Annotated in this window: 21 protein-coding genes and 2 tRNA genes; 10 read left to right on the forward strand and 13 right to left on the reverse strand. The window is 65.6% G+C overall.

Translation table 11 applies throughout. From position 1 onward, the window contains the following. Positions 1–57 precede the first annotated feature (57 nt). From SynRS9909_RS02630 to recA, 3 genes are all read left to right on the forward strand, one after another. A tRNA-Gln gene (locus SynRS9909_RS02630) sits at positions 58–129 on the forward strand. Between the two features lie 9 nt (positions 130–138). Continuing rightward, positions 139–915, forward strand: a complete 777-nt coding sequence (locus SynRS9909_RS02635) for an HAD family hydrolase (protein ID WP_007100612.1) — start codon at positions 139–141, stop codon at positions 913–915. Between the two features lie 130 nt (positions 916–1,045). Continuing rightward, positions 1,046–2,248 (forward strand): recombinase RecA, encoded by a 1,203-nt coding sequence (gene recA, locus SynRS9909_RS02640; RefSeq protein WP_038000839.1) that lies wholly within the window; start codon positions 1,046–1,048, stop codon positions 2,246–2,248. Here recA and SynRS9909_RS02645 read toward each other — a convergent pair. The 3 genes from SynRS9909_RS02645 to SynRS9909_RS02655 form a co-directional block, all read right to left on the reverse strand. Next, positions 2,237–2,584, reverse strand: coding sequence for a DUF1815 family protein (locus SynRS9909_RS02645; RefSeq protein WP_007100610.1), 348 nt, complete (start codon positions 2,582–2,584; stop codon positions 2,237–2,239). The genes recA and SynRS9909_RS02645 overlap by 12 nt on opposite strands. A gap of 81 nt (positions 2,585–2,665) precedes the next feature. After that, positions 2,666–2,905, reverse strand: a complete 240-nt coding sequence (locus tag SynRS9909_RS02650; RefSeq protein ID WP_007100609.1) for a DUF2839 domain-containing protein — start codon at positions 2,903–2,905, stop codon at positions 2,666–2,668. Between the two features lie 40 nt (positions 2,906–2,945). After that, positions 2,946–4,394, reverse strand: a complete 1,449-nt coding sequence (locus SynRS9909_RS02655; protein ID WP_007100608.1) for a hypothetical protein — start codon at positions 4,392–4,394, stop codon at positions 2,946–2,948. Positions 4,395–4,476: 82 nt separating this feature from the next. On the opposite strand from SynRS9909_RS02655, the gene SynRS9909_RS02660 reads away from it, so the two are divergent. After that, positions 4,477–5,406, forward strand: a complete 930-nt coding sequence (locus tag SynRS9909_RS02660; protein ID WP_007100607.1) for a prephenate/arogenate dehydrogenase — start codon at positions 4,477–4,479, stop codon at positions 5,404–5,406. On the opposite strand, the gene crtD is transcribed toward SynRS9909_RS02660, so the two are convergent. Further along, positions 5,366–6,898, reverse strand: coding sequence for a C-3',4' desaturase CrtD (gene crtD, locus SynRS9909_RS02665; protein WP_007100606.1), 1,533 nt, complete (start codon positions 6,896–6,898; stop codon positions 5,366–5,368). The genes SynRS9909_RS02660 and crtD overlap by 41 nt on opposite strands. Before the next feature lie 13 nt (positions 6,899–6,911). Between crtD and SynRS9909_RS02670 the strand changes: the two genes are divergently transcribed. Beyond that, positions 6,912–7,847 (forward strand): fructosamine kinase family protein, encoded by a 936-nt coding sequence (locus SynRS9909_RS02670; RefSeq protein ID WP_116431362.1) that lies wholly within the window; start codon positions 6,912–6,914, stop codon positions 7,845–7,847. A gap of 49 nt (positions 7,848–7,896) precedes the next feature. Here SynRS9909_RS02670 and SynRS9909_RS02675 read toward each other — a convergent pair whose 3' ends face one another. Further along, positions 7,897–8,283: a CAAD domain-containing protein gene (locus SynRS9909_RS02675; RefSeq protein ID WP_007100604.1), complete on the reverse strand. Its 387-nt coding sequence runs from the start codon at positions 8,281–8,283 to the stop codon at positions 7,897–7,899. A 20-nt stretch (positions 8,284–8,303) separates the two neighbouring features. Here SynRS9909_RS02675 and SynRS9909_RS02680 point away from each other — a divergent pair, with 20 nt between their 5' ends. Together SynRS9909_RS02680 and moeB are read left to right on the forward strand one after the other, a co-directional pair. After that, positions 8,304–8,819 carry a M67 family metallopeptidase gene (locus SynRS9909_RS02680; RefSeq protein WP_240307718.1) on the forward strand — a complete coding sequence of 172 codons (516 nt, stop codon included), beginning with the start codon at positions 8,304–8,306 and terminating at the stop codon, positions 8,817–8,819. A gap of 6 nt (positions 8,820–8,825) precedes the next feature. Then, on the forward strand, positions 8,826–9,989 hold the full coding sequence (moeB, locus tag SynRS9909_RS02685) for a molybdopterin-synthase adenylyltransferase MoeB (RefSeq protein WP_038001601.1): 1,164 nt from the start codon (positions 8,826–8,828) through the stop codon (positions 9,987–9,989). 39 nt (positions 9,990–10,028) lie between these two features. Here the strand turns inward: moeB and SynRS9909_RS02690 are convergent, their stop codons facing one another. Then, on the reverse strand, positions 10,029–11,189 hold the full coding sequence (locus tag SynRS9909_RS02690; protein ID WP_007100601.1) for a cob(I)yrinic acid a,c-diamide adenosyltransferase: 1,161 nt from the start codon (positions 11,187–11,189) through the stop codon (positions 10,029–10,031). A gap of 128 nt (positions 11,190–11,317) precedes the next feature. On the opposite strand from SynRS9909_RS02690, the gene SynRS9909_RS02695 reads away from it, so the two are divergent. Then, complete coding sequence (locus tag SynRS9909_RS02695; protein ID WP_007100600.1) at positions 11,318–12,526, forward strand: cation:proton antiporter; 1,209 nt, start codon at positions 11,318–11,320, stop codon at positions 12,524–12,526. A gap of 40 nt (positions 12,527–12,566) precedes the next feature. After that, on the forward strand, positions 12,567–13,448 hold the full coding sequence (gene larE, locus SynRS9909_RS02700; protein WP_007100599.1) for an ATP-dependent sacrificial sulfur transferase LarE: 882 nt from the start codon (positions 12,567–12,569) through the stop codon (positions 13,446–13,448). A 30-nt stretch (positions 13,449–13,478) separates the two neighbouring features. Here larE and speD read toward each other — a convergent pair whose 3' ends face one another. Then, entirely contained in the window at positions 13,479–13,967 is a 489-nt protein-coding gene (speD, locus tag SynRS9909_RS02705; protein ID WP_007100598.1) for an adenosylmethionine decarboxylase, read from the reverse strand. Positions 13,968–13,997: 30 nt separating this feature from the next. Continuing rightward, a complete protein-coding gene (recF, locus tag SynRS9909_RS02710; protein WP_071933941.1) occupies positions 13,998–15,113 on the reverse strand; it encodes a DNA replication/repair protein RecF in 1,116 nt (371 codons plus the stop codon). Between the two features lie 84 nt (positions 15,114–15,197). On the opposite strand from recF, the gene SynRS9909_RS02715 reads away from it, so the two are divergent. Next, positions 15,198–15,271, forward strand: a tRNA-Arg gene (locus SynRS9909_RS02715). Between the two features lie 17 nt (positions 15,272–15,288). On the opposite strand, the gene SynRS9909_RS02720 is transcribed toward SynRS9909_RS02715, so the two are convergent. From SynRS9909_RS02720 to SynRS9909_RS02740, 5 genes are all read right to left on the reverse strand, one after another. Further along, a complete protein-coding gene (locus tag SynRS9909_RS02720; protein ID WP_007100596.1) occupies positions 15,289–15,750 on the reverse strand; it encodes a hypothetical protein in 462 nt (153 codons plus the stop codon). Further along, complete coding sequence (gene ppc / locus SynRS9909_RS02725) at positions 15,751–18,690, reverse strand: phosphoenolpyruvate carboxylase (protein ID WP_007100595.1); 2,940 nt, start codon at positions 18,688–18,690, stop codon at positions 15,751–15,753. A gap of 77 nt (positions 18,691–18,767) precedes the next feature. Further along, positions 18,768–19,910 carry a glutamate--cysteine ligase gene (gene gshA / locus SynRS9909_RS02730; protein WP_007100594.1) on the reverse strand — a complete coding sequence of 381 codons (1,143 nt, stop codon included), beginning with the start codon at positions 19,908–19,910 and terminating at the stop codon, positions 18,768–18,770. Continuing rightward, positions 19,907–21,436, reverse strand: a complete 1,530-nt coding sequence (locus SynRS9909_RS02735; protein ID WP_007100593.1) for an anthranilate synthase component I family protein — start codon at positions 21,434–21,436, stop codon at positions 19,907–19,909. Before SynRS9909_RS02735 ends, gshA begins: the two co-directional genes overlap by 4 nt. 35 nt (positions 21,437–21,471) lie before the next feature. Further along, positions 21,472–21,903 (reverse strand): photosystem I reaction center subunit II PsaD, encoded by a 432-nt coding sequence (locus SynRS9909_RS02740; protein WP_038000832.1) that lies wholly within the window; start codon positions 21,901–21,903, stop codon positions 21,472–21,474. Positions 21,904–21,920 lie beyond the last annotated feature (17 nt).

A 21,920-nucleotide genomic window follows, 5' to 3' on the forward strand; every position in this document is an offset into this window, starting at 1 on the left:
GGGTAACTATCTGAACGCAAGTCAGCGCGCCAGCAGGCATCAGCCGACCTGGAACGTTGGGCCGTCGCCAAGTGGTAAGGCAGCGGGTTTTGGTCCCGCCATTCCTAGGTTCGAATCCTAGCGGCCCAGTTTTTTCCGATGAGCATCTCCAGGCCTTCCCTCCTGGTCTTCGATTTCGACGGTGTCATCGTTGATGGCATGGAGGAGTACTGGTGGGCGGCCCGCGGCGCTTACCTGCAGCTCAGCCAGGCATCAGCAGGGGGGCTCCCTTCGGCCGTGCCGTCGCTCTTTCGCCAGTTGCGCCCCTGGGTACACCATGGCTGGGAGATGGTCCTGATCGCCGCCCAGCTGCTCGAAGCGGAAAGCCCTTTGCGCCGGCGGGGCGCAGAGGCTTACGCGGCCGACTACGACCGGCAGACAGCGCTGGCGCTTGAGGAGCGGGGTTGGAGTTCGCTCCAGTTGCAGGAGGCGCTTGAAGCGGTGCGCCGTGAGGCGATCGCCAACGATCGTGCCGCCTGGCTGGGGCGCCATCGCCCTTTTCCCGGTGTGGTGGATCGGCTGCGCCATCTGGCGGAGGAGGGGGTGGACTGGGCCGTGCTCACCACCAAGGGGGCGGCATTCACGGCCGAGTTGTTGCAGGCCTTTGCCCTGCAACCGGCCCGCCTTCTCGGCCATGAGGCCGGCCCGAAGCCGCAGGTGCTGTTGCAGTTGCAGGAGGCCTGGCGCTTGCGTGGCTTTGTGGAGGATCGACGGGCGACGCTCGAAACCGTGCGCGGCACCGCCGGCCTGGAGGCCCTGCCCTGTTTTCTGGCCAGTTGGGGCTATCTGCGGCCGTCCGACCGGCAGGGGCTGCCGCGCGGCATTGACCTGCTCGAACCGGATCGCTTTGCGGCCCCCTTGGCGACCTGGGCCTGATTCGTTAACGTACGTTTGTACTACATGAGACGGATGGCGTTCGGCGGGGCACTGGATGGTCTGTCCGGCGCTTCCAGTGCTGTCACGGCACCTGGTCTCAGCGTCTGTCAGCCCCTTACCGTTTGCATCCATGCCACTCGACGTGAAAGCTTCTCCCGCCTCCGGCTCCGACCCCCGTCCAGGTGAGCGCGACAAAGCGCTGAATCTTGTGCTCGGTCAGATCGAGCGCAATTTCGGCAAGGGGTCGATCATGCGCCTCGGGGATGCGTCCCGGATGCGGGTTGAGACCATTCCCACCGGTGCCCTCACCCTGGATCTCGCCCTCGGTGGCGGCTATCCGAAGGGGCGTGTGGTTGAGGTGTATGGACCGGAAAGCTCCGGTAAGACCACGCTGACGCTCCATGCGATCGCCGAGGTGCAGCGCCGTGGTGGTGTGGCCGCCTTCGTGGATGCGGAGCATGCTCTGGATCCGGTGTACGCCGCCTCCCTGGGCGTCGACATCGAGAACCTGCTCGTCTCCCAGCCCGACACCGGCGAGATGGCCCTGGAGATTGTCGATCAGCTGGTGCGATCCGCGGCTGTCGACATCGTCGTGGTCGACTCGGTGGCGGCCCTCACGCCGCGGGCCGAGATTGAGGGTGAGATGGGCGATCTGGCTGTGGGCAGCCAGGCCCGCCTGATGAGCCAGGCGATGCGCAAGATCACCGGCAACATTGGCAAATCCGGTTGCACGGTGATTTTCCTCAACCAGTTGCGACTCAAGATCGGCGTCACCTACGGCAATCCGGAAACGACCACCGGCGGGAATGCCCTCAAGTTCTATGCATCGGTGCGCCTGGATATTCGTCGCATTCAGACGCTCAAGCGCGGCACTGAGGAATACGGGATCCGCGCGAAGGTGAAAGTGGCGAAGAACAAGGTGGCGCCACCCTTCCGCATCGCCGAGTTCGACATCCTTTTCGGCCGTGGGATCAGCACCCTTGGTTGCCTGCTCGATCTGGCGGAGGAAACCGGTGTGGTGATTCGCAAGGGGGCCTGGTACAGCTACGAGGGCGACAACATCGGGCAGGGCCGCGACAACACCATCGGCTGGCTGGAGCAGAACCCGGACGCGAAGGACGCGATCGAAGCCCTGGTGCGTCAGAAACTCACGGAAGGTTCCGAAGTGACCGCCAATTCGATGCGTCCCCTCGCTGCGGCAGCGCGCAGTGCCGCCAGCCAAGCGTCTTCGGCAGCGGCGACCTCGGCAGCGGCGACGTCTGCACCGTCTGCGGCTAGCAATGACAAACCGGCTGCCGCAAACAAGCCGGGCGCTGCCTCGTCAGCTGCCTGAGCTGGCGGCGGCAGCTGTTGCCTCGGCGAAGGGAGCCTGCAGGAACTGGGTGACACGCTGCAGTTCCTGAATGGCTTCCGCGCCTTCCAATTTCACCAGTTCGCGGCCGTTGCGGGATTCCACCCAGCTGATGCCGAAGTCCGACACGAGAAAGCGCACCATGTGCCCGTCGCCGAGGTCGGCGACAAACGAGGCGCCATGGTCGTCGCGGCCGTCATCGCAGACGTAGCAGGTGGCGGTGATCCCGCGTTTTTTCAGGCTGGATGCCAGAGCCTGAAGACTCATCACGAGATCCTGAACCACGGAGCGGTATTGCTGGGCGAGCCGAGGAAACATGGTGACCACCGAGGAGTCCCATGAATCTTAAATGTTTTCTTCAGGTTTCGCAGTTGTGTTCGGATTCGCGGTTCCGGTCGATCAGGGCATGTCAGCCAGGGTCCACCAGCCCGCGGCTGGGCCGATGAAGCGCACCATCACCCAGAACAGCACCAGCGCACCGATGCCGATCCAGGCGCCGCGGGTGGTCACCGCCATGAACTGGCGGGTCTGCCCTTTGCTGAGGGGCAGCCACGAGACGACCCGTTCCGCCTCTGCAGGGTCAGGCCGGGGACGACGGGGCGGAAGTCCTTGGCTGGCGCGGCGGCGTGCTTCTCCCATGCGGTCGCGAAGGGCGGAACTGTCGGAGCCTAGAAGCGACTCAATCGGGAAGCAGTCGATGCAGGGGCGTCCAGGGCTGCAGGGCGCTGAAGACCTGTTCGCCCCAGCTGCGCCCTCGCAGTCGGCCATCCAGTACCGCCAGGCGACCTCCACTGCGGCGCAGGGGGGCGACCGCCGGAGCCAGCAGACTGAGGGCCTCCGGCAGCAGGAGGTCACGGAACCAGTCGCGGCCCTGCCGTTTCAGCGCTTCGACCCGTGCTGCAGTCAGTGGTGCCTCCAGGCTGGCGATCGGCAGCAGGGCGATGATCAGCTGTTCTGGTGGCGGCAGTTGGGTCTGATGCTGCAGCCACCAGCTCCAACGGCAGCAGATCACGCCATTGGCTTCGGGGGCGGTGGCGGCTTCGATCACCCGGCTGCCGAATTCAGAGGCCAGTTCGCTGGTGAGGCGTTGGCGCAGACGGTTGTCGTCGAGAAGGATCACGGTGAGGCCGGCGCGACCGAGAATCAGTCGGCGCGATTGCTCCAGCAGGTGCTGAGCGAACACTTCGGTGTTCGGGAGGGGTTGACGGCGGGGGGCGAAGAGGGGCAGGGGTTCGAGCAGCGTCGGTTCCCGCAGTCGCACCACCACCTCGGCGTCGAAGCCGGCATCGTTGAGTTCGGTCTGTAGCGGAGCAGACTCGCCGGCGCTGCTGATCAGGATCGCCGCCCGTTGGTTGAGCAGGCCTTGGTGCTGCCGCAGCGGTTCGAGCATCTGCAGTTGCCAGCGCCATTGCAGCAGGCGGTGGTCGAGGTCAGCCCAGCAGGCCCAGTGGCTCGGATCCGCCTTCAGCACGCGATCCCATGGGGCGGGCAGGGGATGGAGCACGGTCAGAAGATCGCGCAGCGCCTGCAGCTGCCCGCTCTCCAGCCGCACCGTCGCATCCCGGCGCGTGGCCTGGCGAAACACCTGCCTGCTCAGGCGGTCGTGCAGATCCAGCAGGCTGGCATCGGCATTCGGGTGGGCTTGCCGCAGCCGTTCCCAGTCTTGGCTCTGGAGGGTCAGGGCCAACGCCTGGCGCAGTCGGTGGCTGAGTTGATCCGCGTCGGGAATCAGCAGCAGGTGGTCGTTGTGGAGCTGTCCCTGGCGATGGGCCTGCACCAGCTCCTGCGTGGTGAGCAGCCACAACTGCTCGCCATCCGGTGGCTCCAGGCCTTGCCAGCAGGGGAGATGCAGCCCGGCCTCCCGCAACCTGGGACGCTCCACCTGCAGCAGCCGACGGCGCTGGTCGGCTTCCAGCACCAACACGCAGCGGTGGCGCTGCAGGCAGAGGGGCACCAGCAGGCCCAGCCACCACTGCTCTTCACTGCCGGGTGTCAGCTGGATCAAGGCGCGATCGCCGCGCCGCACGCTGCGGGCGATCAGGCGACTCAGGGTGAGGTGGTGCGGCCAGGCGACCCGGTCGTGTTGCAGCAGGGTTTTCAGCTGCTGATGGGCGCGGGCTTCCAGCATTGATGGAGCCTAGGCATCGTCCTGGGTTCGAACGGTTCAGGCTGATCCGTCAACGAACATGGAACAACCTTGTGGCACAGCGATGCAGCAGCAGGTGGCCGATGTCCCGAAGCTCCCCGCAGCAGTCGGCATCGTTGGCTTGGGCCTGATCGGGGGCTCTCTCGGGCTGGATCTGCAGGCCCTGGGTTGTCAGGTTGTCGGTCTGGTGCATCGTTCTTCCACGGCCGAACGGGCCATGGAGCGGCATCTGGTGCACCAGGTGAGCACCGATCCGGCGATTCTGCGCGACTGCGAGCTGATCATTCTGGCGTTGCCGATCGAGTCTCTTCTCGATCCCGATCCCGGGCTCGTGGCGGCCTTGCCGCCGCATGCGGTGGTCACGGATGTGGCGTCGGTCAAGGCCCCGGTGCTGGAGGTCTGGCGTGATCGGCATCGCCGTTTCGTGGCCAGCCATCCGATGGCGGGAACCGCTGAGTCCGGAGTGGATGCGGGCCTGTCTGGGCTGTTCCGTGGTCGCCCCTGGGTCGCCACGCCGGAGCTGGCCACCGACGCCGAGGCGCTTGCGCTGGTGGCGCAACTGGCGCGTGCCCTGGGCAGTCACTGGCTCACGGCCACGGCCCCCTGCCATGACCAGGCCGTGGCGCTGATCTCCCATGTGCCCGTGCTGGTGAGTGCGGCGCTTCTGCGCGCAGCCGGTTCGGAGCGGGATCCGTCCGTGCGGGAGCTGGCTTGCCAACTCGCATCGAGTGGTTTTGCCGACACCACCCGGGTGGGAGCGGGCAACCCCGCGCTCGGGACGGCGATGGCCGCCCGCAACACCGACGCGGTGCTGCGGGGGTTGGCGGCCTATCGCTGGAGCCTGGAGCAGCTGGAGGGAGCCATCCTCGCGGGGAACTGGGCGCAGCTGGAGCGGGAACTGGAGCACACCCGCGCCCTCAGGCCCGCCTTCCTCGAGGCTGACGGGGCTGGCATCAGTGCTTCAGCTCCAGCGGCAGGCCGCGCTGGGCTGTGAGCTGCCGACAGGCCATCAGGGCCGAAAGGCTGACGCCCGCCGTGCCCTCGCCTGGGTGGATCGCGTCGCCGCAGAGCCAGAGATTGGCCACCGGGGTGCGACTCGCCAGGCCGAACGGACCGAAGCGTGCCGGGCTCTGACCAAGACCGCCCACGATGCCTCGGGGGCGGCCGGTCCAGAAGGCAAAGGAGCGGGGCGTGGCCAGCTCCTGATGCCGCCACTGCTCCGGGGTGATACCGAGCCAGTCCTGGAGGGTGGTCACGATCGTCTGTTGCACGTCCTGCTTGCGTTGCCGGTACTCGGGATCGGCTAGGTCGCACCAGCTGTCGGGATCGGTGAACACGCTGGCAATCAGGGTGGCTTCGCCCTGGGGAGCGCGTCCATCGCCCTCTCGGCTCACCGACACAAACAGCGATCCAGGCGTGTTGCCATCGCGCTGGAGATGGGCGGGGCAGTCGGCTGGGAGCGACGAACGGGAGACGGCTGCATACAGCACCAGGGCGCCGCTGGGGGCGTTCAAGTGCTTGAGATGGCGCCGATAGGAGGGGGGCATCGGGTCGCGGCTGCCGCCAGCGGAGACCGCCGGGATCAGGCTGGGCAGGCACTGGGGCGGCAGGCTGCACACCACATCGGCGGCCTCCAGGTTCAGGGTGTCGCCGTTGGCGCGTTGCGCCCGCACCTGCCAGGCACCCCGCGCCGGATGGCGCTCCAGGGCCACCACCCGATGGCGCAGCAGCAGGGTGCCGCCATCGCGCCTGATGGCGGTGGCCAACTGATCGCTCAGGGTCTGCATGGAGCCCTGAAGATGCCAGAGTCCCTGGGGCTCCTGGGCCATCTGCAGCACCGTGGCGCCATACAGAGCCGCCGTGCGCGCCGCCGGCTCCTGGGAGTAGAGCCGCAATTGCAGATCGAGAAAGCGACGCAGCCGCTCGTGGTGCTGGCAGCTACTGAGTCGGAGCAGATCCGCCACGCTGAGCAGGCTCAGGGGTGCACTGGCGAGGTTGCCGGGCCCGATCGCTCCCAGGGTCTGGAGCAGATCCCAGCCGGAGCGGACCGGCAGCACCGGATCTTGGACGGCGAAGGCCCAGTTGCTGCGATGCAGCCGTTCGCAGAGCGCCCAGAAGGGTGCGCTGCCTGGAAAGTGCCACTCCCGTTCCTGCTTCCAGCGCTCTGGCTGGCGCCAGAGCCGGATCGGTTCCGTGCCATCGGCCAGGTCCACCACGCAGCCGGGATCGAGCGGTTCGGCGGCGGGCAAGGCCAGCTCCAGGTGGGCCAGGATTCGCGCATGGCTGCCCCCCGGCTCCAGCCCGGCCACCTGGGTGGCACCCACATCAAAGGTGTAGGGGCCACGCCGGAAGGTGCCGGCACAGCCACCGAGCTGGTGATGGGCCTCCAGCAGGGTGACCCGCAGGCCATGGCGGGCCAGGAGCGCTGTGGCCGTCAGACCGGCGATTCCGCCGCCGATCACAACCACGTCTTGTGCTGGCTCCATGGGCGCTGGCTCCATGGGGGCATGTTGGCAGCAGTGGCGGCCGGTTCGGGTGCAGGCGGAGTTGGAGCAACTGCTGGATCGCCAGCCCCAGTTGGCTGCAGGCGCCCGGTTGCAGCGTTTTCAGCCGGTGGGTGGCGGCTGCAGTCAGCAGGCCTATCAGCTGCAGCTCAGCGATGGGCGCCTGCTGTTCGCCAAAGCCGGTGACCCTTCGATGCTCAAGGCGGAGCAGCGTGGTCTGCAGGCCTTGCATCGTCATCTCGATCCCACCGACCTGTGGGTGCCGGAGCCCCTGGTGTTCGACGCTGGCACGTCCGCTCGTGGTTGGCTGCTGCTCTCCTGGCATGGGTTCACCCAGGGCGACCAGGCGAGGCTCGGGCGCGGTCTGGCTCGCCTGCATCGGCGATCGGCGCAGCAGGGTTCGCTTGAGAACGGGGCTGGTTGGTTCGGCTGGGCCTGGGATGGCTACATCGGCCTGGGCCATCAACCCGGCGGTTGGTGCCAGAGCTGGGGTGAGGCGTTCGTGGAGTTAAGACTCAGGCCCCAGCTGGAGCAGGCCCAGTCGTGGGGGTTGGCGCTGGCTGATCTCGATCCGTGGCTCGACGAGCTGCGGGATCGGCTCGATCGGCATGGGCCTGACGCTGCCTTGGTGCACGGCGATCTCTGGGGCGGGAATGCGGCCGTGCTGGCGGATGGTCGAGGCCTGATTTTCGATCCGGCCAGCTGGTGGGCCGATCGTGAGGTGGATCTGGCGATGACCCGGTGCTTCGGAGGCTTTTCGCAAGCCTTCTACAGCGGTTACCACCAGGAATGGCCCTTGCCTCCAGGAGCTGACCAACGGGTGGAGATCTACAACCTCTATCACTGGCTCAACCATGCCAACCTGTTTGGTGGTGGCTACAGGCAGCAGTGCCTGCGCTTCCTTCACCACCGGCCGGCGCTGTCGTGGTGAACGGCCCTGCGGGTGGTGAAGGTTGGCGCGTTGGGGATGGGCTGGACGATCAGCCCAGGTAGTCCTGACGCAGGGTCTGGACGCGACTGATCAGGGCCTGACGTTTTTCGCTGGTGGTGAGGTTCTTCCAGCTCCACTGGCCGACCACCACCACACCGAGCAGCTCCAGCAGGCCGGGCACGACAGGGAGCAGATTGATGGTGTCGAGGATGCCCTTGATCAGGATCTGCGCCACGATCACCGCCGCGAAAATGCCCACGATCTTGCCGATGCGACCCACTTGGCTCCAGTCGACCTGATCGAGCGTGGCATTCACCTTGCCCAGCACTTCGCTGTAGCGCTCACTGAAGTTGACGCCCTCAGCAGCGGTGGCCGTGTCGGTTTCAGGGGTTGCGGTAGACGTCGAGTCGTTCACCGCGGTGCTGTCCTCGCTCATGAAACGATCACGGGTGGAAAATGCCAGCCGAGCGTATCGGTCGGCTCTCCGAAATGCCAGAACGGCTGCTCCTCGGTCGGCAATGCCTGATCGTTCTCAAACGCACCCTGGCCGCTCCGGCGCCGGAGGAGGGCTGTGCGCTGCTGCTTGGCTCGCTCGTCATCGGTGGTGCATCAACACGCAGCACCTGGCGGGTGCATCGGGTGTGGCCCTGCTGCAACGTCTGGAGCCCTGGCCTGGCCGCCTTGCCGGAGCCGCCCGATGCCTCCCTCACGCGTCGCCATCGCTTCGCTCTGGATCCACGGGAACAGTTGCATGCGCAGCGCTGGGCCCGCGCCCGTGGGCTGCAGGTGCTGGGGACAGCCCATTCCCATCCGGAAGGGGAGCCGGAGCCGTCACGGCGCGATCTTGACTGGGCGACGACGCCGAGCCTGATGCTGATCCTGGGTGGCTCGGGCGCGTTGGGGGCATGGTGGATCGAGGCGGATGCGGCATCGCCACTCTTGCTCGAACACACTGATGGGGAAGCGAGCTGAGTGTCGATGGTTCCGTTGGATGCTGTGCCCGAAGAGCTCAGTGCCGAAGAGCGCCAGCGCTATGCCCGCCACCTGAGCCTGCCGGAGCTGGGCCTTGAAGGGCAGAAGCGTCTCCGCAGTGCTTCGGTGTTGTGCGTGGGCACTGGTGGCCTGGGGTCACCCCTGCTGCTTTATCTGGCAGCCGCGGGTGTGGGGCGGATCGGCGTCGTCGATTTCGATCAGGTGGAGGCGTCCAACCTGCAGCGTCAGGTGATTCATGGCAGCGCCAGCGTTGGCCAGGCCAAAACCCGCTCGGCGGCCAGCCGGCTCCACGACCTCAATCCTCATGTACAGGTGGTGGAGCACAACACGAGGCTCGATCCGAGCAATGCCCTGCAGATTCTCGAGCCCTACGACCTGGTGTGCGACGGCACCGACAACTTCCCCAGCCGCTACCTCATCAACGATGCCTGTGTGCTGCTCGGCAAGCCTTGCATCTATGGATCGGTGCAGGGCTTTGAGGGGCAGGTGAGCGTGTTCAACCGCACGGCTGACAGTCCGAATTACCGGGACCTGGTGCCGCAGCCGCCTCCGCCGGGCCTGGTGCCATCGTGCGCTGCCGCTGGCGTGCTGGGCGTGATGCCCGGTTTGATCGGTCTGATCCAGGCCACCGAGGCGATCAAGCTGATCGCCGGACTCGGCACCTGCCTGGATGGTCGGGTGCTGTTGGTGGATGCGTTGGCGATGCGCTTTCGGGAGTTGACGCTTGCCCCGTCGCCCACGCGCGAGCCGATCCAACACCTGATTGACTATCAGGCATTCTGCGGCCACTCCGGATCCGCATTCGCCCAGGAGAAGCAAGTGGAAAGCGTGTCCGTGCGGGAGCTCAAGGCGTTGCTGGATTCAGGCGCCGACCTGCTGCTGATCGATGTGCGCAACCCCGCTGAAGTGGAGGTGGCGGTGATCGAGGGATCGGAACATTTCCCCCTCAGCGCCATTGAGAGCGGCGCGGCGATCGAGCCCATCCGCAACCGGGCCAGCGGCCGCAGTCTCTACATCCACTGCAAGCTGGGAAGTCGCTCCGCCAAGGCGGTGGCACTGCTGGCTGAGCACGGCATCGAGGCGATCAATGTCAGCGGCGGCATCGAGGCCTGGTCGTTGGAGGTGGATGAAACGGTGCCGCGCTACTGACGCTCAGCCCGTGAAAGTTTCTGACATAGCGGATCACCCTCAGTAATCCACGCCGCGTTTGAGATCGACGCCCTGTTCGGCGTAGTGCTTGTGGCACACCATCTCGGAGTGCACGCTGGCCAGATCGAAATAGGCGGGAGGGTTCTTGCAGCGGCCGGTGATGATCACCTCGGTTTCCGCCGGCTTGCGCAGCAAGGTCTGGAGGATCGGCTCCACCGGCAGCAGTTCCAGATCCACGCTGGGATTCAGTTCATCCAGGATCACCGTTTTGTAGAGCCCGCTGGCAATCGCGGCGCGCGCTATTTCCCAGGCCCGCTCGGCTTCCACGTAATCGATCGGTTGCTGCTGGCCGCGCCAGACGATCGCATCACGGCCTGAGCGCAGGTGATCCACCAGGTGGGGGTAGCTCTCGCGCAGGGCAGCGATGGCCGCATCTTCGGTGTAGCCGCTGCCCCCCTTGAGCCACTGCAGGATCAACACCCGGTGGCTTTTGTCTTGCGAGATGCCGCGGCCGATGGCCTGGAGGGCCTTGCCCAGGGCGCTGGTGGACTTGCCCTTGCCTTCGCCGGTGTAGATCTCGATGCCTCCCTGGGGTGCCATGGCCGTCACGCCGGCCTCTGAGGGTTCGGGCCGCCGGTGAGCGCGCATCTCTGAATGGAGATCCGCCATCTGCACCAGGGTGCGGGGGGCGGCCCGTCCGGTGACGATGATCTCCATGCCCTCCGGCCGCTCGCGCAGGCTCCGCAACACGTCGTCGAGATCGAGCAACCCCAGCTCCAGCACCGGGTTGAGCTCATCGAGTACCACCACGGAATAGAGGGCGCTGGCGATCGCTCCCTTAGCGATGTCCCAGCCCCGCTGCGCTTCCTGCCGGTCAAAGCGGCTCACCTCATCAGCCCCGAAATACTCGCCACGACCGGTGCGCACCTGGTCGATCAGATGGGGGAACCCCTGCTGCAGGGCTTCGATCGCCGCATCCTCGTCGTAGGCCCGGCCTGGCCCCTTCAGAAACCGCAGCAGCAACACCCGGGTGCGGCGTTGTTCGCAGATGCCAAGCCCGATGGTGCGCAGCACCACGCCAAGCGCAGCCTGGCTTTTGCCCTTGCCCTCCCCGTCGTAGACATGCAGTTGACCGAGGCTGCGTTCGCGGCTGTCAGCGGCAGTCACGATGCCGATGGCTGGTCGTCGATTCCCTGCCATGGCCAGAAGATGGGCTCTCGGAGCTTACCGAGCTCGAACCGCGTTGTGGTTGTGGTTGTGGTGGCGGTTCTGCAGAGTGTGCACACCGCTGGTGGCTCCGAAGGTCGCTTTGCATGGCTTGACCTTGTATGGACATCATTCCGGTTGAAAACCAGGCTCGCCTGTTCTTGGCGATTGCCATTGCGGCCTGGTTACCCGCGGTGATGCCCTGGCTGGTGTTGCCTTCCGCAGTGTTGGAAATCCTTCTCGGCGTGATGCTCGGTCCCCATGGCTTTCAGCTGGACCATCCAGGACCGGCTCTGACCTTGCTCGCCAATCTGGGGATGGGCTTTTTATTCCTGCAAGCGGGATTTGAGCTCGATCCTCGAGGCGTCCTAAGCCGTGGCTTTGGTCAGGGGCTGGGCGCTTGGTTGCTGTCGATTCCGCTCGCGGCACTTTCGGCCTCGCTGCTGATCAGCGTTGGCACCATCCCCCCGGCAGGCGTCATGTGGGTGATGTTGGCCTTGATCACCACATCACTTGGGATCGTCCAGCCGCTCTTGCGGGATCGCGCCTGGTTGCCCACCAACTATCGCTCTCTGCTCATGGTGCACGCCGTGGTGGGGGAAGTGATTCCGGTCGCAGTGCTGAGTGTCCTTCAAAATCATCACTCTGGTCGTGGCATGGCGTTGATCCAGTTGATGGCCTACGCCTTGATCAGTGCTCTCTTGCTGATCTTGCTGCTCAAGCATCGTCAGGCTTGGGAGCAGTTCTTACAGCGCACCATGGGGGGGAGCTCCCAGGTGCCGATGCGCTTCGTCGTCGGTTTGCTGGCCGTGATGGTGGCGCTGGCCCACCTGCTCGAAGTTGACTTGATCCTGGGTGCTCTAATGGCGGGCGTCTTGCTTCGATTTGGCGCTAATACGGCGCTCTGGCCTCAGTTTCAAGCCCGTTTGGATGGGGTGGGCGGAGGTTTTTTGGTGCCGCTCTTTTTCGTGGTGACCGGGATGAATCTCGATTTCCATCCCCTCCTCTCTCAGCCCCAAGACTTGCTTCTGATTCCATGCCTGGTGGTGGTGATGCTTCTGGTGCGGGGGCTTCCGGTGTGGTGGATGAGCCGCCGCGACTGCGCGCAGCCGGCTGCGCGCATTGCCTTGGCCTTCGACGTCTCGACCCAGTTGCCTTTGGTGGTGGCGGTGGTCGTGATAGCGCAGCGACAGGGAGTTTTGAGCATGCGCGTTGTGACTTTATTCATCTCGGCAGCGATGGTGACGGTGATGCTCTTTCCTGGCATCGCGAGCAGGATCCTGGCGTTGATTGACGCTTCCCCCAGGACGCTGAAATCAGAAGTCCCTTAGCGTGAAAGAGTCTGATCAATCCAGGGAGTGGGCCGGTGTGATGGAGGGGACGGCTCGCACATTTCGCCAGCTCGATCTTCTCTCTGATGAGTTGCAGAGCCAGCTCGAGCAGCTGCGCGCCTGGCTGCGCTCACAGCAACGGGTGTGTGTGGCCTACTCCGGCGGGGTGGACAGCAGCTTGGTGGCGGCCATCGCCTGGGAGCAGCTCGGCACTGGGGCGATCGCGATCACCGGGGTCTCCCCGGCGTTGGCGCCTCAGTTGCACGAAGAGGCCCGGCAACAGGCCGCCTGGCTGGGCATCCGCCATCAGGAGGTGGCCACCAGCGAACTGGAGGATCCTGACTACACCAGCAACCCGCCGGAGCGCTGTTTCGCCTGCAAGCGGGAGCTGCATCGGCACTTGGCTGCCATCGCAGCCCAGGCCGGTCAGGCCCAGGTGGTGGATGGGGTGAATCACGATGATCTGGGTGACCACCGCCCCGGCATTGAGGCGGCCAGGCAGGCGGGTGTGCGCTCGCCCCTGGCCGAACTGGGGCTGAGCAAGCTGGCTGTGCGCCAGATCTCCCGCTCGCTTGGATTCCCCTGGTGGGACAAGCCCGCTCAACCGTGCCTGGCGTCACGCTTCCCTTACGGTGATCCGATCGGCGCCGAACGCCTGCGCCGCGTTGGCGCCGCAGAGGCGTGGCTGCGGGGGCAGGGTTTTGACGACGTGCGCGTCCGTTGCCAGGGGGCAACGGCACGGATCGAGGTGCCGAGCGACCAAATCGACACGTTGCTGCTCAGGCTCCCCCGCGTTGCCCTGGTGGAACGGTTTCTGGCGCTGGGGTTCACCAGCGTCAGCCTGGATCTTGAAGGCCTTGTCAGCGGCAAGCTGAACCGTGAACTCGCCCTGGGGGATCACCAGCAGGTGGCGATCCCCTAGCAAGGCCAGCCGGGCAGGCCACCTTCAGGTTCACGCTGCCCGGAGTTCGGCCTGGGGATCCCGAGGGGTGTGGGCCACAGCGGCGGGGGTCTCGCGCCTGAAGCTGCGGAGTTGATGGCGACCGGCCCTCAGTTCATCCCGCAACACGGCGCAGGCTTTCTCGGGCATGGTGTGATCACCGCAGGTGAACACATCCACCGCCGCGTAGCCGCTTTCAGGCCAGGTGTGGATCGAGATGTGGGATTCAGCCAGAAGAGCCAGTCCCGTCACGCCCTGAGGTTCGAATCGGTGGGTGATCAGGTTGAGGAGTGTGGCACCAGCACGTTTCGCTGCAGTGGTGATGGTGGTCCTCAGGAAGGCTTCGTCGTCGAGCTTGGAGGCGTCGCAGTCGTAGAGCTCGAGAATGCAGTGCTTGCCCACCATGTCGGTGGCATTGGGCACGTCGGAACCGGTGGCTGTTGAGGAATCGGCGCCGCCCCATCCCGGGTTGGGATGCAGGCAAGACAGGGTCTGCTCCATCAGGGTATCAAAAGAAAACAGCTATTGATCTTAACGCAGTTCCATGTCGTGGTTCAACAACTCCGCGTTGAGGATCTGGGATCCGGCGCGCCAGCTCCCTTCAAAGGCGTCCAGGTGGGTGGCGCTGATCAGGCATTGATGCGTGCCGCCCACGGCCTCCAGCAGCGCCAGTTGGCGATGGGGATCCAGTTCTGCCAGCACGTCATCGAGCAACAGCAGTGGCGGTTCCCCCCAGAGCTCCTGCACCAGCTGCAGTTCGGCCAGTTTCAGGGCCAGCACCAGGGTGCGCTGTTGCCCGGCGGACGCGAATCGGCGCGCGGCGATGCCATCGAGCATCAGGGCGATTTCATCGCGCTGGGGTCCGACGCGACAGCTCCCCAGCCGAGCCTCTTCGGCACGCTGGGCCAGCAGCTGGGCCGCAATCGCCTGCCGCCAGGGCTCCTCCGCTTCTTCGCCCTCCAGTCGGCTGCCCGCCTCATACCGAAGTTCGAGCGCTTCGTGGCCGTCGCTGAGCTGGTGCTGCCAGGCCGCCGCCAGGGGTTGCAGCCTCGCCAGGGCCCGGCGCCGGCGCCGATGGATCCGGGTGCTCACCAGGGCCATCTGCTGATCAAAGACCTCGAGCAGCTGCTCCCGTTCCGGCGTGGCGGTGCTCTGCCGCCGCCAGAGCTGGGCCCGTTGACGCAGCAAGCGGCCATAGCGACTGATCAGATCGCCATAGACCGGCTCCAGTTGGAGAACCACCCGATCCAGCCATTGGCGGCGCAGCGCCGGCTCCCCCCGCACCAGCTGCAGGTCGAGGGCGCTGAATCCCACGCAACGCAGGGGGCCGATGAGATCGAGCTGACGCTCCAGCACCCGACCGTTGCGGCGGGCCTGCCGACCTCCCTTGCGTCGCAGTTCCAGCTCCAGCTGATCCTGCTCTGCCGCCATGGCTCGGAGCACGGCCCGGCTCTGATCCCAGTGGATCAGATCCTGATCCTGGCTGGCGCGATGGGAGCGCAGGCTTCCAAGCAGCTCGACCGCTTCGAGAAGATTGGATTTCCCCACCCCATTGCGGCCGATCACCAGCAGTCGAGGTGCCTCGATCCTGAGCTGCAGGTGGCCGTAGTTCCGGAACCCCTGCAGCTCGAGCTGGTGTAGCCGAATCGGTCCGGGTGCGACGTGTCGCTAAGGTACAAGGCTTGGGGAGATCTGCGGATGCATCCCCTCTGCAGCGGCATCAGCCGATGTGGGCATGTAGCTCAGTTGGATAGAGCATCAGATTCCGGTTCTGAGGGTCGGGGGTTCGAGTCCCTCCATGCTCGTCATAAGGCGTCGCGACTCAGCGAAGCCACAGCCCCATGGCTCGGATCCCGCCGGGGTCGAGCACGAATCCCTGGTCTTTGAGGGCCTGGAGTGCGGCGGGTGGGGCTGAGATCGAGATGCTGCAACCCGGCAGGTCCCGGCGCAGGATCGCCAGGGAGCGGTGCACCAGCACGGCCATCACCTGCCCCTGGCTCTCGCCCGGATGGGCGCAGAGGTTCCAGAGATTGGCATTCAGGGCCCGATCACTGGTCGCCCGCACAAAGCCGGCGAGCCTGTCGTCGTGCTCCCGGCGCACGCTGAGGCACCAGAGACTTCGCTCCAGGGCCGCCATCCAGCGCTCCTCAGGGATGGAGGGCTCGCCGCAGGCCTGGAGCAGGGCGTCGATCGCCCTGGCGGTCGGCTGGCTCTCGGGCTCCAGCACATAGCCGGGGGGAAGGGCCGGGACGGCTGGTCTGGAGCGAAAGGGAAGCAGCGCCACTCAGCCCGTGTTGCGCATGCCGGCGGCGATGCCATTGATGGTGAGCAGCGCTCCGCGCAACAGTTCACTGCGGCTGTAGGTGCGGCCATCCGGATCGGTGTTGGGGGCCTCGCTCATCGGCGGCTGCCGGTTCTGATCCCGCAGTCGGCGCAGCAGCGCCACCTGCAGGAAGCCGAGTGGAACAATCGTGCGGTTGCGCAGGTCCACCGAGAGCTGCAGGGCTGGATCGGCATCGAGCAGCCGTTCCTGGCCGGTGATGGCGAGCACCAGGCGGCGGGTGAGGCTGTATTCATCAGCGATCGTGGCGTAAATCCGCTCGAACGCCTCCCGGTGGTCGGCGCTGCCGAGACTGGTCACGTAGTGGCGCGCCAGCTCGAGATCGACTTTGGAGAGGGTCATCTCCACCTTGGAGATCAGCATCCGGAAGAAGGGCCAGCGCTGGTGCAGACGGCGCAGGAGTTCCAGTTGTTCCTGGTCGTTGGCCACCTCGTCCGCCAGGGCCGTGCCGACGCCGAACCAGCTGGGAAGAAGGAACCGGCTCTGGGTCCAGCCGAACACCCAGGGAATGGCCCGCAGGCTGGAGAGATCTTTGGCGCCGCTTTTGCGGCGGGCCGGACGGCTGGAGATCTGCAGCTTGCTGATCTCCTCGATCGGCGTCACCTGTTGGAAGAAGGCCACAAGGTCGGGGTTGTCGTGCACCAGGGCTCGGTAGTGACTGCGGGAGCGGCTGGCGAGACGGCTCATCAGGTCGTTCCAGCTCGGTGTGGCGTCCAGCTGGCTGGTGACCAGGCTGTTCTGCACCACGGCGGTGCTCATCGTTTCCAGGTTGTAGAGCGCCAGTTCCGGCAGGCTGTATTTCGAGGCCAGCACTTCGCCCTGTTCGGTGATCTTGATCCGACCCTGCAGGGTGCCGCTGGGCTGGGCCAGGATGGCCTGGTAGGCGGGGCCACCGCCACGGCCGACCGAACCGCCACGGCCGTGGAACAGACGCAGGCCGATGTCGTGGCGACTGGCGAGATCCTGCAGGGCGATCTGGGCCTGATGGATCTCCCAGTTGCTGGAGAGGAAACCGGAATCCTTGTTGCTGTCGGAGTACCCGAGCATCAATTCCTGCAGGGGCTGGGCCTGTTCGCCCGCCCGTGGCAGAAGCTGCCGGTAGAGCGGGTGCTCGAACAGCTGGCCCATCACCTCCGGAGCCCGCTGCAGATCTTCCACCGTTTCGAACAGGGGCACCACCAGAAGATCGGCATGGTGGGCCGCCGGATCGACCAAACCGGCTTCCTTGGCGAGCAGCAGCACCTCCAGCAGATCGGAGACGCTGTGGCTCATGGAAATCACATAGGTGCGGCAGATCCGGCTGCCGAACTCTTCCTGGAGGCGATGCAACATCCGGAAGACCGCGATGGTTTCCGCCGTTGCCGCCGACCATTCCACCGCAGGGGGGATCAGGGGACGGCGGGTCTGCATCTCCTCGAGCAACCACTCCACCCGGGCGCTTTCGTCCATCGCCCCATAGGCGGTGGGGAGCTTCAGGTAGCGGGTCAACTCGTCGAGGGCATCACTGTGGCGTGTGCTCTCCTGACGGATGTCGAGGCTGGCGAGCGAGAACCCGAAGATGTGCACCTGGGTCAGCAGGGTGTCGAGAGGGTCACAAGTGAGCTCTGTGCTCACCAGGCTGTTGCGGATCAGTTCCAGGTCGCTGCGGAACTCGGCCACCGAGCCGTAGTGAAGGGCTTCGCCAGCGCTGGCGCCGGTCGGTTGGCAGGGCACCAGGCCCTCCGGTGGAGTGCGCCAACCCGCTTCCGACAACTGCTGATTGCGCTGTTGGGTGAGCCGGAGCCGCTCCAGCGTGTAGCTGAGCTTGAGCCTGTAGGGCTCCAGCCTGTATCGCGCTGCACGCTCCTCATAGACCTCGGGAAAGCGAAGCCGGTCCATTTCCAGGGACTCCAGCAGCGGCGCGCTCACCTGGCTCCATTGCATGGAGATGCTCAGTTGGTCGCGCAGGTCCTGCACGGCCGAGACGTAGCGATCGAGCATCAGCTGCCGCTGATAACAGGCCGTTCGCCAGGTGATTTCCGGTGTCACGGAGGGGTTGCCATCCCGATCGGATCCCACCCAGGAACCGAAGGTGCAGAAGGCTGCGGGCGGCAGCCTCACATCGGGATAGTTCTGGCTCAGTGCCGCCTGGATGCGGCGACGCAACTGGGGCATCGCATCGAACAGCACCTGCTGGAAGTAGTGCAGGGCGTAATCCACTTCATCCAGCACGCTGGGCTTGAACTGGTGCAGTTCATCGGTGCGCCACCACAGCCGGATCTCCTCTTCCAGCTGGCGGCGGAGGCTCGCCTGATCGCTGCTGGCCATGTCCACCGTGCCCTGCAGCTGCTGCAGCAGGCTGGCCACCCGGCGCTGCTTGTGCCGCACGGTGTGCCGCACGATCTCAGTGGGGTGGGCGGTGAACACCAACCGGATGTCGAGGTTCTGCAGCAGGGCTTCCAGCTGCGCCGGTGGCACATTCAGGCGCCGCAGGCGCTCGAACAGATCCCTGAAGGTGGCTGGTTCCGTCTGGCTGGCGAGGGGCGGGGCAAAGGGGTCCACCCCCTCCGCTTCCGAGGACTCCTGGCAGCGGCTCATGCTGGCCAGATAGCTGTCTTCCTCGATCCGCTGCTCGAGGATGTTCACCAGTTGGAAATAGAGCGAGAAGGCCCGGGCCGCGGCGATGGCCTCCACCAGATCCATTTCACGGATCAGCTGCACCACCGCATCACTGCTGCTGCTGTCGCCGTCGCCAGCCAGGGGTTCGCTGAGCTGCTTCATCCGCAGCAGTCGTTCTGCCTGCTCGGGCGGACATTCGCTGCGGAGCACCGTTTCCCAGAGCTCCTCCACCAGCTCCAGACGCTGTTGGAGGAGCTGGTCGTCGCCATTGGGACACCTTGACATCCCCCGGGAGTCGCACTCGGAGTTGAGGGCGGATGTCGAAGGCATCGGGGTGGGACTGTCTGCAGGTGTGGGCATGATCATCCCAAAGCGCCCATTCCGCTGCTCATCCAGAGCTCTTCGGCGGCCATCGCGGCAATTCCCTCCCGCATCACGTCCCTCAGGCTGGAGCCGCTGCGGATGGCCTTCAGCCAACGCATCGCCTGATTCCCTTCCTGCAGGAGGGTGTCGATCGGCCGCAGGCGCTGGCGCAGGTTCAGCTCCTCCGCCAGTGGGGTGACGTCGGCCAGCAGGGCCTGAATCCAGTCGCTGCAGCGGATCGTGCGGCCATCGCGCCAATGCCGGAGTTCGGCCACCAGGCTTTGCCGGGCGGCTGCCGCCTCATTGGCGTCACAGAGATCGGCCAGCTCTCGGGCCGACAGCGCACTGTTGTGGAGTGGATCGAGTCCGACGGGGTGGCGCAACAGGCTGAGCACCCTCAGTTCCAACAGGGTGGTGACGGCAAGCAGGAGCTGGGGGTCGGTGATCAGATCGCAGATGCGCAACTCGAGCCGGTTCAGATCGTGGGGACGGTTCGGTCCGTTGGGCCGCACGGACGTCCAGAGGTGGCGCACGTTGTGCATCTGACCCAGGGCCATCTGCTCCTCCATCCAGCTCACGTAATGGTTCTGGTCGCGGAACAGGGGCACCCACTGCGGCGTGAGCGGGAACTGCAGCCAGCGCTGCGAATGGGCTGTCATCACCTGCCCTCCAAGGAAGGGCGAACTGGCACTCATCGCCAGCCAGAGGGCGGCTTCACAGCGGATCAGGCGCAGGCTCCGGAACAGGGCCTCCGACTCGGCGATGCCGAGGTTGATGTGGATACTGGCGGTCACGACCCGAGTGCCGTAGAGGCTTTCGATCAGGTCGTGATAGGCATTCTGTGGATCTGAGCGTTCGAAGCGGTTGGGATCGCCGAGGCTGAGGGTGCTGCCCGGCAGCAGGGTGAGGTCCCGTTGGGCCAACCACTGCCTCAAGCGGCGTCGGGGCGCGATCAGAGCCTGTTCCAGCGGCTCGTAGCGCGCTTCCGGTGCTGTGACGTATTCCAGGTTGCGATGGTCCGGTTCGGTGACAAAATCACCCAGGTCCCGGGCGGCTTCCACGGCGACGCCGACGTTCTCTCCGTCGTTGCGGCCGGTGAACAGCTCCACTTCAAAGCCCTTGAGCAGCAGGGGGCTGGTCATGGGGTGGGGTCCCCGAGGCAGGCGATCGCGGTGAGCATGCCCCGGGCCTTGTTGAGGGTTTCCTGGTATTCCGCTGCCGGCCTGGAGTCGGCCACCACGCCCGCACCGGCCTGCACCTGGATCCGACAGCCCCCGGCGGGATCGGGATGCACCACCATGGTGCGAATCGTGATCGCGGTGTTGAGTGCGCCGGCCAGGTCCACGGCGCCATAGACCCCGGAATAGGGCCCGCGGGCCTCAGGCTCCAGCGCATGGATCAGTTGCATGGCGCGGATCTTGGGTGCGCCACTGACGGTGCCGGCGGGGAACGCGGCCATCAGCAGATCCCAGATGTCGTGGTCGTCCGCGAGTCGCCCCTCCACCTCACTCACGATGTGCATCACGTGGGAGTAGCGCTCGATCACCATCAGGTCCTTCACGGCAACGCTGCCGGGCCGACAGACCCGGCCGAGATCGTTGCGTCCGAGATCCACCAGCATCACGTGTTCGGCCCGTTCCTTTGGATCGGCCAGCAGGTCCGCCTCCAGGGCCCGATCCTCCTGGTCCGTGTCGCCACGGGGTCGGGTGCCGGCGATCGGCCTGAGGCTGGCGCGGATGCCCTCCGCATCGGGTTCGGCCTTGACCATCACCTCCGGGCTGGAGCCGATCAACTGCCAGTCGCCGAAGTCAAAGAAGGCCATGTAGGGCGATGGGTTCACCATCCGCAGGCTGCGGTAAAGCTCCAGGGGCTTCTGGGGCACCGTCGTTTCCAGTCGCTGACTCAGTACCAGCTGGAACACATCGCCGGCGGCGATGTGGTCGCGGCCGCTGCGCACGGCGGCCTCAAAATCGTCCTGATCGCGGTTGCTGCTGGTGGGGGGGATCCCGCTGTTGGGTTGCCAGCGAAGGGGGCGGACCGAAGGCAGAGGTGCTGCCATCCGCTCCTCCAGGTGGCGGATTCGCACCATCGCCTGGTCCCAGGCCTCATCGGCGCTGGAGGCACTGCCCCTGCCGCCGCTGAGATCTCCGTAGGCCACGGCTGTGATCAGACGCTTGGCCTGGTCGATGATCAGGATGCTGTCCATCAGCATCCAGAGGCCATCGGGCGGATCGGTTGCGGCCGGGGTGTGAATCGGCACCGTGGGCTCGATCCAGCGAATCAGTTCATAGCCCCAGATGCCGTAGAGCTGCCCCAGTGGTGGCAGACCGGGGATGTGGCCGGGGCGGTAAGGCTTCAGTTGGCTGCGCAGGAGGTCGAAGGGATTGCCCTGTAAAGACTCCACCGCTCCATCACGCCAGCGACGGCTGCATGCCTCGCCGCGAGCTGTCAGCGTCCAGAGCGGGTCACAGGCCACCACGCTCCATCGGCCTAGGTGAACACCGCCTTCGACGGATTCGAGCAGCACACCCGGCGGTCGGCCTTCACCCACCTTCAACCATGTGGTGAGAGGCGTTTCCAGGTCGGCCGGCCAGCTGTGAGCCACCGGAATGAAGGTGGCTCCCGCAGCGGCGGCCTCAAAAAAGGAGGCGCGGTCAGGGCTGAGCATGGAGGGATTCTCGCAGCCGACCGCGCCGCTCGACGTCAGGCGTCGAAGGTGTTGCGTCCGCTGAACTTGAGCGTGGAAGGGTCGGGATTGGCGCCGATTCGTCGGGGGTTGTGGCCCACCATGGTGCGACCGTCATTCACTTTCTCAGGGAACACACCATCCTTGGGATGCAGGAATTCGGTGTCTCCACCCGGGAAAATCCGATAGATCTTGTAGTCCTCGATCCGGGGCTTGAACTTGGTGCGCAGCTGGGTGCCGAGGGCGAGGCACTGCTCCTTGCGAGCGAAATACATGAGGTTTTCGCCTTCATGCATCATGGCGGCACCACCGGTGGGCAGTTCAAAAGCCTGAGCAGAGGCGCTGGTCCAGGTGATGGCGTACTTCTCTTCCGTCTCCGCGGCGTTCAGAAGTCCACCGGTGCTGCCGATGAACTGGGGGAGCTGACCGTTCAACGCCGTTGCTGTCATGGCTGTCCTCGAAAAAT

It is taken from the genome of Synechococcus sp. RS9909 (genome assembly GCF_014279595.1).
Taxonomy (GTDB): Bacteria; Cyanobacteriota; Cyanobacteriia; order PCC-6307; family Cyanobiaceae; genus Synechococcus_C.

What these genes read in the sequence shown, in the direction of transcription:
- speD (WP_007100598.1), bottom strand. Translation starts at nt 13,967, where the DNA reads ATGGAGCAGACCCTGTCTTGCCTGCATCCCAACCCGGGATGGGGCGGC.
- SynRS9909_RS02735 (WP_007100593.1), bottom strand. Translation starts at nt 21,436, where the DNA reads ATGCTCAGCCCTGACCGCGCCTCCTTTTTTGAGGCCGCCGCTGCGGGA.
- SynRS9909_RS02695 (WP_007100600.1), top strand. Translation starts at nt 11,318, where the DNA reads ATGGACATCATTCCGGTTGAAAACCAGGCTCGCCTGTTCTTGGCGATT.
- larE (WP_007100599.1), top strand. Translation starts at nt 12,567, where the DNA reads ATGGAGGGGACGGCTCGCACATTTCGCCAGCTCGATCTTCTCTCTGAT.
- gshA (WP_007100594.1), bottom strand. Translation starts at nt 19,910, where the DNA reads ATGACCAGCCCCCTGCTGCTCAAGGGCTTTGAAGTGGAGCTGTTCACC.
- SynRS9909_RS02680 (WP_240307718.1), top strand. Translation starts at nt 8,304, where the DNA reads ATGCCAGCCGAGCGTATCGGTCGGCTCTCCGAAATGCCAGAACGGCTG.
- SynRS9909_RS02650 (WP_007100609.1), bottom strand. Translation starts at nt 2,905, where the DNA reads ATGGGAGAAGCACGCCGCCGCGCCAGCCAAGGACTTCCGCCCCGTCGT.
- SynRS9909_RS02660 (WP_007100607.1), top strand. Translation starts at nt 4,477, where the DNA reads ATGCAGCAGCAGGTGGCCGATGTCCCGAAGCTCCCCGCAGCAGTCGGC.
- SynRS9909_RS02670 (WP_116431362.1), top strand. Translation starts at nt 6,912, where the DNA reads ATGGGGGCATGTTGGCAGCAGTGGCGGCCGGTTCGGGTGCAGGCGGAG.
- SynRS9909_RS02645 (WP_007100610.1), bottom strand. Translation starts at nt 2,584, where the DNA reads ATGTTTCCTCGGCTCGCCCAGCAATACCGCTCCGTGGTTCAGGATCTC.
- recA (WP_038000839.1), top strand. Translation starts at nt 1,046, where the DNA reads ATGCCACTCGACGTGAAAGCTTCTCCCGCCTCCGGCTCCGACCCCCGT.
- SynRS9909_RS02690 (WP_007100601.1), bottom strand. Translation starts at nt 11,189, where the DNA reads ATGGCAGGGAATCGACGACCAGCCATCGGCATCGTGACTGCCGCTGAC.
- SynRS9909_RS02655 (WP_007100608.1), bottom strand. Translation starts at nt 4,394, where the DNA reads ATGCTGGAAGCCCGCGCCCATCAGCAGCTGAAAACCCTGCTGCAACAC.
- SynRS9909_RS02635 (WP_007100612.1), top strand. Translation starts at nt 139, where the DNA reads ATGAGCATCTCCAGGCCTTCCCTCCTGGTCTTCGATTTCGACGGTGTC.
- SynRS9909_RS02740 (WP_038000832.1), bottom strand. Translation starts at nt 21,903, where the DNA reads ATGACAGCAACGGCGTTGAACGGTCAGCTCCCCCAGTTCATCGGCAGC.
- crtD (WP_007100606.1), bottom strand. Translation starts at nt 6,898, where the DNA reads ATGGAGCCAGCACAAGACGTGGTTGTGATCGGCGGCGGAATCGCCGGT.
- ppc (WP_007100595.1), bottom strand. Translation starts at nt 18,690, where the DNA reads ATGTCAAGGTGTCCCAATGGCGACGACCAGCTCCTCCAACAGCGTCTG.
- moeB (WP_038001601.1), top strand. Translation starts at nt 8,826, where the DNA reads ATGGTTCCGTTGGATGCTGTGCCCGAAGAGCTCAGTGCCGAAGAGCGC.
- SynRS9909_RS02675 (WP_007100604.1), bottom strand. Translation starts at nt 8,283, where the DNA reads ATGAGCGAGGACAGCACCGCGGTGAACGACTCGACGTCTACCGCAACC.